The organism is Streptomyces sp. SID486 (assembly GCF_009865385.1).
Taxonomy (GTDB): domain Bacteria; phylum Actinomycetota; class Actinomycetes; order Streptomycetales; family Streptomycetaceae; genus Streptomyces.
Genome location: NZ_WWJT01000456.1, coordinates 1 through 10,836, shown reverse-complemented (window position 1 = coordinate 10,836; position 10,836 = coordinate 1). Strand labels below are relative to the sequence as shown.

Below are 10,836 nucleotides of genomic sequence, written 5' to 3'. Positions count from 1 at the left end.
GCCGACCGCCGGTGCCGCCGCACGCACCAGCAGGCGGGGTGCCGCGGGCAGCAGGCGGGCGGCGGCCGCCGGCACCGTCAGCAGACCGGGCAAGGGGACCTCCTAGAGCGTGGTGCGTTCGGGCCGGGCGGTCGGTCCGAGCGGCCCGGAGGAGGGCTTGGCCGCCGACGCGCGTACGCCGGGCGCGGACTCGGGCGGGCCGGAGGCGTGCCCGAGTCCGCGCTCCTTGTCCTTGGACTTCGACCCGTGGTCCTTGGCTTTCGACCCGTGTCCGTGCTTCCCGGCGCCCGCGGGCATGCCCTGCGCGGCGGACACCGGCCCGGCCGCCCGGCCGGACCCCTGGGTGCGGTCCTCCGGTCCGGCGCCGGAGCGGAGGGCCGCGGTGCCGAGGTCGTGTGCGGGCTCGGCACCGTGCTCGCCGGTACGGCCGGGCCGGGGCTGGGTGAGCCAGGCGACGGCGGCGCCGGTGACCGCCACCGGCCACTCCACGACCCCGGCCACGCCGAGCACACCGGCACCGGCGTACACCGCCAGGCGCCGGCCGCGGGGCGAGACCGCGCCGACCTTGTCCAGTGTTTCTCTCGCGGCCCTGTTCACCGTCCCGGTGCCGGGCACCCTGCGCAGTACCGAGGCCGCGCCGCGCAGGGGCGCCGTGAGGGCTGACGACTTCTGCTCAGCCATGACTCTCCTCGGGTGAGTTCGCCTTGTGTGGCCACCGAGTGCCCACGACGGCGCTGGTCCACCCCCTTCTCCGGGGGAGGCCCACACCTACCAGGGAACGTCACGGCGCCCGGCTGCGCCACCCGCCTGGCGCCCGGCCGGGCGCTTCGCTCACGCCTGGGCCGGCCTCCGGCGCCACTGCCCGGACAGCACGAGGTGGGCGGCGACGCCGAAGACGAGGCCCCAGAAGGCGGAGCCGATGCCGAAGAGCGTGACGCCGGACGCGGTGGCCAGGAAGGTGATCAGTGCGGCCTCGCGGTCCTTCTCCTCCTTGACGGCGCCGGTGATGCCGCCGGCGAGCGCGCCGAGCAGGGCGACCCCGGCGATGGCGGCGACCAGTTCCTTCGGCAGTCCGGCGAAGAAGGCCACGAGTGTGGAGCCGAAGGCGCCGATCAGCAGGTAGAAGGCACCGCACGAGACCCCGGCGACGTAGCGCCGCCGGGGATCGGCGTGCGACTCCGGGCCGGTGCAGATCGCGGCGGTGATCGCGGCCAGGTTGATCGCGTGCGACCCGAAGGGGGCGAGCGCGGTGGACGCCACTCCGGTCGTGCCGATGAGCAGCCGGTCCTCGGCCTGGTAGCCGGAGGCGGACAGTACGGCCATGCCGGGGGCGTTCTGCGAGGCGAGCGTGGCCAGGATCATCGGTACGGCGATGCCGATGAGGGAGGCGACGGAGAAGTGCGGGGTGGTGAACACCGGCCGGGCCAGCTCGATCTTGTCGACGTGGACGTGCAGCCGCGAGGTGGCCGCGCTGCTGACGACGCCCACGGCGAGCGCGATCAGCACCGCGTACCGGGGCAGCAGGCGCTTGGCCAGCAGGTAGGCGACCAGGACGGAACCGGCGACGGACGGCGCCGTCTTCAGTGAGGTGAAGACATGGGTGCCGAAGCTGAACAGGATGCCCGCCAGCATCGCCGAGACTACCGCCGTCGGCACCTGGCGCATCAGCCGTCCGAACACGCCGGTCAGGCCGATCAGGGTGATGACGGCGCCGGTGACGAGGAACGCGCCGATGGCCTCGGCGTAGGAGTACGCGCCGAGGCTCGTGACCAGCAGGGCCGCACCGGGCGTCGACCAGGCGGTGATGACCGGCATGCGGGTGCGCAGGCTCAGCCCGATACAGGTCAGACCGCTGCCGATGGAGACGGCCCACACCCAGGAGCTGGTCTGCGCGGTGTCCAGGTGTCCGGCGGAGGCGGCCGAGAGCACGATGACCAGCGGCCCGGAGTAGGACACGACGACGGCCACGAAGCCCGCCAGCACGGCGGACAGCGACATGTCGCGCAGCAGCCGGGGGCGGTCCGCCCCGGCCCGCCCTCCCTCCGCAGCCGGTCCTACGGCCGGCTCCGGTCCTACGGCCGATCCCAGTCTGACGGCCGGCTCCGGGGCTACGGCCGATCCCAGTCCTACGGCCGGTTCCAGTCCCTCGGCCGGCTCCGGTTCCCCGGGCCGCTCCTGTGCGGAGCGGCCCGGGGCGGAGACCGGCGCGGCGGTGTGCGCCGCGCCCGAGGGGGTGTCTGTGTCAGGTGTCTCGGGGCTCAACTGTCTTCCTTCGCAGCCCTTTCCAGGGCCTGTTCCAGATCGGCGACGAGATCGTCCGGGCTCTCCAGGCCGATGGAGAGGCGGACCATGTCCTTCGGTGCGGTGCTGCCCGGCCCCTCGAAGGTATAGCGGTGTTCGATGAGACTTTCCACGCCGCCCAACGATGTTGCCCGGATGAAGAGTTGACAGTTCTGGGCGACACGCAGGGAGCGCTTCGGGTCCCCCGCGACATGGAGGGAGAGCATCCCGCTGAACCCGCCGGTCATCTGGCGGGCGGCGACCTCGTGCCCGGGGTCGGAGGACAGGCCGGGGTAGGCGACCCGGCTCACCAGCGGGTGTCCGGCGAAGTGCTCGGCGAGGGCCTGTGCGGTGGCCGATATCTGCCGCATGCGTGGGAACAGCGTGCGTATGCCGCGCGTCAGCAGGTACGTCTCCAGGGGACCGAGCAGGGGGCCGGTCAGCCTGCGGTGGAGCCAGAGCCGTTCCCAGAGGACCTCGCGGGCCTCGGTGCGTTCGGGTGCCAGCACGAGGAAGCCGGCGACGACGTCGGTGTGCCCGTTGAGGTACTTGGTGCCCGAGTGCATGATCACGTCGGCGCCGAGCTCGAACGGGCGGCTGTGCACGGGAGTCGGGACCGTGTTGTCGACGCCGAGGAGCGCACCGGCGCGGTGGGCGATCTCCCCGACGGCCGCGACGTCGGTGACCGTCCAGGTGGGGTTGGCCGGGCTCTCCACCCACACCAGGGCGGTGGGGGCGGCGGACACGGCCGCGGACACGGCCACCAGGTCGTCCATGGCCACCGGGACGACGTCCAGGCCGCGCTGCGGCCCGAACTCCGTCAGCCACCTGGTGAGCCCGAAGTACATGGTCTTCGGTACGACGACCCGGGAGCCGCCGGGCAGCACCTGGAACACCGCGGTGGCCGCCGCCATGCCGGAGGCGAACACCAGGGCCTGTGAGCCGCCCTCCAGGCCCGCGACCACGTTCTCGACCTGCTCGTACCCGGGGCTGCCCTGGTCCCGGAGGTACGCCAGGCCGCCGGGCAGCCGGTACTCGGTGTCCCGGGCGTAGGTCGCGGCGAGGCTGATGGGCGGCGGTACGGCACCCGTCGCCGGGCCGCGCCAGCCGTCGCCCTGCGCGGCCCGGGTCTCGGCCCGGTACCGCGTCGTCCAGGGCGTGAACTTCTCGCTGTTGGTCATCGCTTCCTCGTGATCACTGACGGCAGGGAGGTGCTCAGGGCGAGTTCCGCGTCCATCAGGGCGCGGGACGGCACGCCCGGAGAGGGGACGTAGTGGTTGTAGTAGCCGGAGCCCTCGGTGTGCGGGCCCAGGAAGAACAGCCGCGGCTGGGTGCGTCCGGCCCGGTCGATCCCCCGGCCTTCGCGGGTGACGTCCAGGCCGTGGGCGGGGCCGCCGCGGGAGCCGAGGGAGCGGACCCGGCCGGCGCCGGCGAGGGCGGCGAGCAGGGAGCCGGGGACACGCTCGGGGGCGGGCTCGCGGACGTGCGCGTGCACCACGTGGTCGACCTCGGCGGAGGCGGGCAGCAGCAGGGCGGTGGATTCCAGCTTCCAGGGGCCCTGTCCGGCCGGGGCGACGACCTTGGGCCGCGGGCCGGGGCCGAGCCGGACGACGCCCGCCCCGACGAGGGCCAGCAGTTCCGCCGACCGGTCCAGCTGCGGTCCGATGACCAGGCGGTTGACGGTGGTGCTGAACTCCCCGAAGAACCGGGCCAGGGAGGCGTCGTCGAGGCCGGGCGCATCGACAGCCGTCCGCAGGACGTCGCGGTGGTCACGCAGGACCTCCAGGGCCTCCTTCAGAGGACTGACGCCGAGGCCGGCCCGGGCCTCCACGAGGTCCGCCGCCACCTCGCCGGTGAACCAGCGGGTGTACTCGTCGTGGTCGGCCCACTGCCGTCCGGCGGGGGCCGGGGAGAGGATGCCGCCGAGCGGGCTCGGCCCCCGGCGGGCACGGCACTCAGCCAGGAGGGTGGCGTACCCGTCCTGCCGGACGCGGTCGGCGAACTCGCGGCCCGCGGCCGCCGCGTCGCCGAGTTCGCGGGCCCGCAGGGTGCGGTGGTAGACGAGTTCCATCTCCGTCTCGATCAGCGGCAGGACGTCCTCGGCGAAGCACAGGCGACCGTCGGGGCGCCGCCGGCGCAGCCGCGCCACGGCGTCGGCCGTCAGGGCGAGCGGCGCGCACCTCACCCGGTCCGGGGCCAGGTACGGCCTGCTGCGCGAGGGCAGGCCCGAGCGGTTGGCGAGGACGATCCTGGGCTCCCGCCCGCTGGGTACGTAGCGCGGTCCGGACGCGTGCGGTTCGTGCCGGCCGCCGCGGCCCAGGGTCAGGCTCGCGATGACGTCCATGGCGGTGAGGCCCATGCCGAGGACGGCCACGCGCTCGCCCGGGGCGATGTCGTCGAGCACCTCGGGCAGCGGGTAGGGGCGGGTGATCAGCCGTGGTTCGGTGGCCGGTGCTGCCGGACGGTACAGGGAGTGGTGGCCGACGGTGACGAACACGGCGTCGGCGTCGACGCGGGTGCCGTCGGCGAGTTCCACCACTTCCGTCCCGGCCGCGCCGGGCCGCACGTCGACGGCCTCGCAGCGGTGCCGCACGACCGTCAGACAGTCGGGTGCGGCCGTGACGATCTCCCCCGCGGCCCAGGCGAGGTACTCGCTGAGCAGCCTGCGGGGCAGGAAGTCGTTCGCCCGGATGCGGCGGCCCTCGCCGACGCTGACGGTGTGGCCGTCGTCGGCGAGGCGCAGGTCCCGCTCCTGGCACCACTCGGCGAGCGAGGGGCCGGACAGGGGTGCGGGGCCCTCGACCATCCGCTCGTCGGCGAACGCCGTCAGCTGGGAGCAGACGGTGTTGAGCAGCAGGTGGTCCGGCTGGCCGGGGGTGTGGAATCCGGGGCCGAGAGGCCGCGGGTCCACCAGGTGCACGGTCACCGGCGCGGGGCGGGTGAGGCAGTGGGAGACCAGGCGTTCCAGGAGCCCGAGGCCCCGGGAACCCATGCCGATGATCACCACGGTCGCCACGGAGGGACGTATCGGGGTCACCATCGGCGTGTCTCCCCGAAGAAGTCGGGGATCTCGACGGCGGTGCCGTCGCGGCGGGCCCGTTCCAGCACGAAGGCGCCGACGGCGAGGTCGAGCACCCCGAGCCCGAACGGCGAGAAGATCACCGGGCGCCTCCTGTCGGGCGTCACCTCGCCGTTCAGTACACCGGCGAGGGTGCCGGTGACGAAGTCGCGGGATCCGGTGGCCTGTTCGGCGAGGTGGGGTGAGGTGTCGGCCTTCAGGCAGTGGTCGACGTCGTCGAGGATGTTCTGCGCCTCCAGCACCACTTCGGGTGCCAGGTCGCGCAGGGAGATGTGCAGCACGAGCTGGCCGGGCCGGAACGGCCTGGTGACGTAAGGCTTCAGCGCCGTGGTCGCGAACACGACGGTGTCGGCGGCGAGGGCGGTGGCGAGGTCCGTGGTGAGTTCGGCGGGCACGCGCTGGGTCGTGCGCAGGTGCTCGGCGAGGGCCTGGCCGGAGGGCTCGTGCAGGTCGTGGACGAGATAGCTGTCGGGGACGCAGTCCGCCGCCTGGAGGTAGTCGCAGATGTTGCGGGCGATGACGCCGGCGCCCACGATCGCGGTCGTCGTCCCCCGGTACCCCTCGGGGCGCAGCGCGGCGGCGGCCACGGCGGCGGAGGCGGCGGTGCGGGCGGAGCTGATGGTGGCGGCTTCGAGGCAGGCCACCGGGTAGCCCGTCTCATAGTCGTTGATCACGAGCACCGCGGAGGCGCGGGGTGCGCCGGACTGGGTGTTCTTCGGGAAGCTCGCGATCCATTTGATGCCGGCGAGGCCGGCCTCGGGGCCGAGGAAGGCGGGCAGGGCGATGATGCGGGAGTCCGGCTTCTCCGGGAAGCGCAGGAAGTAGCTGTCGGGATTGACGGTCTGTCCGGCGTCGTGCACGCGATAGGTGCGACCCACGAGGTCCATGACTTCGCGGCGGCTTTCGCGCAGCACATCGCGCACGCTGCCGCCGACGACTATTTCGAATGTGAACACGTGACGTTTCCCCCGGCTCGGAGTGTCATCCGAGCGTTGTTTTTCCGTTGGCGGTCTCCGCCGATGGTTTTCAGACCTGTTCGGGCCAGCGCTCGGCCACCCAGGAATCGTTGTAGATCGTGTCCAGATAGCGATCGCCGAAGTCGGGCGAGACCGCTACGACGACGCTGCCGTCCGGAATCTTCTTGGCCGCGCTCTGGACCGCACTGAGTACCGTTCCGGTCGATCCGCCGAGCAGCAGGCCGCGTTCCCTGGCGAGGGTGCGGCACACGGCCACGGATTCCGCCTCGGATACCAGCACGACTTCGTCGACCAGAGTCTCGCTGAGTATTTCCGGCCGCCGGCTGGTCCCGAGACCGGGAATGTGACGGCGGGCGGCCGGCCCGCCGAAAGTCACCGATCCCACACTGTCGACGGCTATGATCCGGGTTCCGGGGCTGTGGCAGCGGAAGAACTCCGCGCATCCCATCAGCGTCCCGGTGGTGCCGGCGCCGACGAACACGTAGTCCACCCGGCCCAGCGCCTCGAAGATGGACCGGCCCGTCCGCTGCCGGTGCGCCTGTGGTCCCGCCGGGTTGGCGTACTGGTTGACCCAGTGCAGGTCGGGTTCCCGGCTCAGGCGCTGCCGGATGTAGTCGATACGGGACTGCAGGAACCCGCCGTTGCCGTCCCTGGCGGTCACCATCACGACCTCGGCGCCGAGGGCCTCCATCAGCCGGACCGTCTGCGGGTTGGCGTTGGGGTCGGTGACGCAGGTCAGGAAGTAGCCCTTCGCGGCGCAGACCATCGCGAGGGCGACTCCCAGGTTTCCCGAGGTCGATTCGATGAGCCGGGTCCGCGGAAAGCGGAACCCTGACGCCTCGGCTTCTTCGACGAGGGCCACCGCGGTCTTGAGTTTCACCGACCCCGCGGGATTGAGGCCCTCGATCTTGAGGAAGACAGAACTTCCCGGAACCAGTTGATGGAGCTGGAGGAACACGTCGTCCAGCACAAGGTCGTACACTTCTTCCGCTATCACCAGAGTCCAAACCGTAGAACTGGACACCCGTTGGCGTGGTCAGCGCCGCAGCAGATGGTGCCCATCGGGCTTGCCGGTCGGTGCGCAACTTCCGGCGCACGCTACGCAGAAGGGACTTCTTTCCCCCGTCCCCCGTGTATCGCCGTATCCCCCAGTCAATCGTCGCGATGACGCCACTCTGACATGGCACGACTTCCAGGACAAGCAAACTCTTGGCAATTCTGCTGTCGGGTCCGCGAGTTGACACTTTGCCCGGCCGGGCACCGCTTCATCGCCGGTCCGCGCATCGCCTCTACGCCGGTCCGGGCGCCGACTCTCACCCGGTCCGGACGCCGCCTCTTTGCCGGACCGGGCGCCGACTCTTTGCCGGTCCGGGCCCGCGATGGGAGAGACGGCCGGCGGTCAATACGCTTCTTCGGACGCACCCAGCGCCGTGCTCAGTTCCCGCCGGTAGGCGGCGTACGCCGACCGCAGCGCCTCCCCCGGCCAGTCGGGGGGCAGCAGAGCGGGCGGCAGGACCGGATCCGCGAGCAGGTGGCGTACGGCCGCCGCGTAGGCGGTGAGCCGGTCGGCCGGATCTCCGGCGGCGGTCACGTGGGCGAGCAGGGAGCGGGCACCTGCCGCCCAGTCGGGCAACGGCCAGAGACGGTCGGCCAGTTGTCGCGACGGCTCGTCGGGGCGGGCCGTGTACGTGAGGGCCACCTGGCGCAGGCCGGCGGGCAGCGGCCGGTCGAGGTTGGCGGGACGCAGCCACACGCCCTCGCGCAGTTCGGCCATGCGCAGGGCGGTGAGCCGGGCACGCAGGTCGGCGCGCTCGGCGGGGCCGCGGCCGGTCACCGTGATCACCACCATCTCCCAGTCGCCGTCCCACGCGCGCGTGCGCGGATGCACGGCGTCGTCCTGGCGCCGCTGCCGGGCCAGCAGCCGGTCGCTGAGCCGGTAGACGGCGTCCGTGCGCCGCAGGTCCCCGGCGGACACCATCCGGCTCAGCGCGGCCCGCAGGGTGGAGCCGCCGACCCCGAACGGCTCCACCAGCCGGATCAGGTCCTTCACGGGCAGCTCGGGCGGGTGGACGCCGAGGAGGAGGCTCAGCACGACGGACCGTGCCGACAGGGGCCGCAACCCGGCCGGATCCGGCTCCGCCGGGACGTTCATGCGCATGGCCCCGTACTGTACGTGCGCCTTGTTGTTGCGTCATTGCTACAGCCGTAGGAAGAGTGCAACATGTTCCTATGGTCTCGATCTCCGAGCAGTCGCAGTCGCAGTCGCAGTCGCGGACGCAAGCCCAGCCGCAAGCGCAGCCGCAGCCGTTGCCGTCGCACTCATCGCACTCGTCGCAGTCGGCGGCGCCGACACCGGTGCACCCACCGCAGTCGTACGCCACGCACGACGTCACCAATCAGGCCCCGCCGCTCTCCCCGTACGACGCCTCCGACGACCCGGCCCTGCTGGAGGGGCTGCGCCGGGAGGGTGCCGGGTGGGCCGAGGAGGATCTCCGGCGGCTGGGCGCGCGCGCCGGCAGCGCGGAGGCCCAGGAGTGGGGCGAACAGGCGAACCAGTACGAGCCGGTGCTGCGCACCCACGACCGCTACGGGAATCGCGTCGACGAGGTCGACTTCCACCCCAGCTGGCACCACCTGATGCGCACGGCGGTCGGCGAGGGCCTGGCCGGAACCCCGTGGGCCGACGAGCGGCCTGGCGCGCACGTGGCCCGGTCCGCGGGCGGTCTGGTGTGGGGGCACACCGAGGCGGGGCACGGCTGCCCGACCTCGATGACCTACGCCGCCGTACCCGCCCTGCGCGCACAGCCGGATCTGGCCAAGGTCTACGAGCCGCTGCTCACCAGCCGCGAGTACGACCCGGTACTGCGCGTGCCCACCGACAAGCCCGGACTGCTCGCCGGGATGGGCATGACCGAGAAGCAGGGCGGTTCCGACGTCCGGACGAACACCACCACCGCGACCCCCGCCGGTGAGCCCGGCGTGTACACGCTGCGCGGGCACAAGTGGTTCACGTCGGCGCCGATGTGCGACGTCTTCCTGGTGCTCGCGCAGGCGCCGGGCGGTCTGTCGTGCTTCCTGGTGCCGCGGATCCTGCCGGACGGCACCCGCAACACCTTCCGGATCCAGCGGCTGAAGGACAAGCTGGGCAACCGGTCCAACGCCTCCTCGGAGCCGGAGTTCGACCGGACGGTCGCCTGGCTGGTGGGGCCGGAGGGGCGGGGTGTGAAGACCATCATCGAGATGGTCAACTGCACCCGGCTGGACTGCGTGATGTCCTCGGCGGCCCTGATGCGCAAGACGCTGGTCGAGGCGGGGCACCACGCCCGGCACCGCAGCGCGTTCGGCGCGCGGCTGATCGACCAGCCGCTGATGCGCAACGTCCTGGCCGATCTCGCGCTGGAGTCGGAGGCGGCGACCACGCTCACGCTGCGACTGGCCGGCGCGGCGGACCGCGCGGTGCGCGGGGACGCCGGGGAGCGGGCCTTCCGGCGTATCGCCACCGCTGTCGGCAAGTACTGGGTCACCAAGCGGGGTCCGGCCTTCACCGCCGAGGCCCTGGAGTGCCTGGGCGGCAACGGGTACGTCGAGGACTCCGGCATGCCCCGGCACTACCGGGAGGCTCCGCTGCTGTCGATCTGGGAGGGCTCCGGGAACGTCAACGCGCTCGACGTGCTGCGCGCTCTGGGCCGGGAGCCGGACAGCGCCGACGCCCTGTTCGCCGAACTCGCCCTCGCGCGCGGGGCCGACGCCCGGCTCGACACGGCCGTGGCCGCGCTCAAGGACCAGTTGGCCGAAACCGATCAGGTGGGTGCGCGCAGGCTGGTCGAGCGGATGGCGCTCGCGCTCCAGGCGTCCCTGCTCGTACGGCACGCTCCGCACCCGGTCGCGGACGCCTTCTGCGCGAGCCGGCTGGGCGGCGACTGGGGCCACTCCTTCGGCACCCTGCCCGCAGGAACCGGCCTCGACGCCATCCTGGAGCGCGCCCTGCCCGGCCGGAACTGACCCCGATCCCCGCGCGCGTGCGGTGACCGGCTCCCCGTGGCCGGTGACCGCCGACGGATCGCACACAGTCAGCACGTGGATTCGGACCGTTGTCAGTGCCGTGGTGCACACTCGCGATCAGGTGGAGTCGCCTGGGGAGGACAACGTGTTCACGGGGATCGACGAGGTCGAGTGGGACTCGCTGCGGCACGCGTTCGGCAGCGCGGAGGACGTGCCCGGATGGCTGCGCGCCCTGGCGTCCGCGGACACCGCCGAGCGGGCGAGCGCGCTCGACGGGATGTACGGCGCGGTGCACCACGAGGGCAGGGTGTACGACTCGACGCTGGCCTGCGTCCCCTTCCTGTTCGCGCTGGCGGCCCGCGAGGAGGTGCCGGACCGGGGCTGCATCGTCGAACTGCTGGTCAGCATCGGCGGGGAGAGCGCCGCGGACGGGGAGCGGGACCGCCGGGCCTGGGAGGCGGTGCGCGCGGGCGCCGGGGCCTTCGCCGCGCTGGCCGG

At 72.7% G+C, this 10,836-nt stretch carries 8 protein-coding genes and 1 pseudogene; 2 read left to right on the top strand and 7 right to left on the bottom strand.

What is annotated here, in order from left to right; all coding sequences use genetic code 11:
- Positions 1-102: 102 nt before the first annotated feature.
- The 7 genes from GT045_RS21660 to GT045_RS21630 form a co-directional block, all read right to left on the bottom strand.
- On the bottom strand, positions 103-681 hold the full coding sequence (locus GT045_RS21660) for a hypothetical protein (protein ID WP_161335145.1): 579 nt from the start codon (positions 679-681) through the stop codon (positions 103-105).
- Between the two features lie 150 nt (positions 682-831).
- The gene (locus GT045_RS21655; protein ID WP_161288683.1) at positions 832-1,998 is read right to left on the bottom strand and encodes a benzoate/H(+) symporter BenE family transporter; all 1,167 of its coding nucleotides are present in this window, start codon (positions 1,996-1,998) and stop codon (positions 832-834) included.
- A gap of 260 nt (positions 1,999-2,258) precedes the next feature.
- A complete protein-coding gene (locus GT045_RS21650; RefSeq protein WP_161335144.1) occupies positions 2,259-3,461 on the bottom strand; it encodes a PLP-dependent aspartate aminotransferase family protein in 1,203 nt (400 codons plus the stop codon).
- On the bottom strand, positions 3,458-5,320 hold the full coding sequence (locus tag GT045_RS21645) for an FAD/NAD(P)-binding protein (protein WP_161335143.1): 1,863 nt from the start codon (positions 5,318-5,320) through the stop codon (positions 3,458-3,460). Before GT045_RS21645 ends, GT045_RS21650 begins: the two co-directional genes overlap by 4 nt.
- Positions 5,314-6,315, bottom strand: coding sequence for a 2,3-diaminopropionate biosynthesis protein SbnB (gene sbnB, locus GT045_RS21640; protein WP_161335142.1), 1,002 nt, complete (start codon positions 6,313-6,315; stop codon positions 5,314-5,316). Before sbnB ends, GT045_RS21645 begins: the two co-directional genes overlap by 7 nt.
- 70 nt (positions 6,316-6,385) lie before the next feature.
- A complete protein-coding gene (gene sbnA / locus GT045_RS21635; RefSeq protein WP_345942709.1) occupies positions 6,386-7,360 on the bottom strand; it encodes a 2,3-diaminopropionate biosynthesis protein SbnA in 975 nt (324 codons plus the stop codon).
- Positions 7,361-7,735: 375 nt separating this feature from the next.
- Positions 7,736-8,494, bottom strand: a complete 759-nt coding sequence (locus GT045_RS21630; protein WP_161335141.1) for a PaaX family transcriptional regulator C-terminal domain-containing protein — start codon at positions 8,492-8,494, stop codon at positions 7,736-7,738.
- Positions 8,495-8,565: 71 nt separating this feature from the next.
- Between GT045_RS21630 and GT045_RS21625 the strand changes: the two genes are divergently transcribed.
- Together GT045_RS21625 and GT045_RS21620 are read left to right on the top strand one after the other, a co-directional pair.
- A complete protein-coding gene (locus GT045_RS21625) occupies positions 8,566-10,338 on the top strand; it encodes a DNA alkylation response protein (protein WP_237538763.1) in 1,773 nt (590 codons plus the stop codon).
- Between the two features lie 145 nt (positions 10,339-10,483).
- A pseudogene (locus GT045_RS21620) lies at positions 10,484-10,836 on the top strand (HEAT repeat domain-containing protein); the annotation flags it as partial.

Coding starts and splice junctions, on each gene's coding strand:
- GT045_RS21660 (WP_161335145.1), bottom strand. CDS start 681: ATGGCTGAGCAGAAGTCGTCAGCCCTCACGGCGCCCCTGCGCGGCGCG.
- GT045_RS21655 (WP_161288683.1), bottom strand. CDS start 1,998: ATGTCGCTGTCCGCCGTGCTGGCGGGCTTCGTGGCCGTCGTCGTGTCC.
- GT045_RS21650 (WP_161335144.1), bottom strand. CDS start 3,461: ATGACCAACAGCGAGAAGTTCACGCCCTGGACGACGCGGTACCGGGCC.
- GT045_RS21645 (WP_161335143.1), bottom strand. CDS start 5,320: ATGGTGACCCCGATACGTCCCTCCGTGGCGACCGTGGTGATCATCGGC.
- GT045_RS21630 (WP_161335141.1), bottom strand. CDS start 8,494: ATGCGCATGAACGTCCCGGCGGAGCCGGATCCGGCCGGGTTGCGGCCC.
- GT045_RS21625 (WP_237538763.1), top strand. CDS start 8,566: ATGGTCTCGATCTCCGAGCAGTCGCAGTCGCAGTCGCAGTCGCGGACG.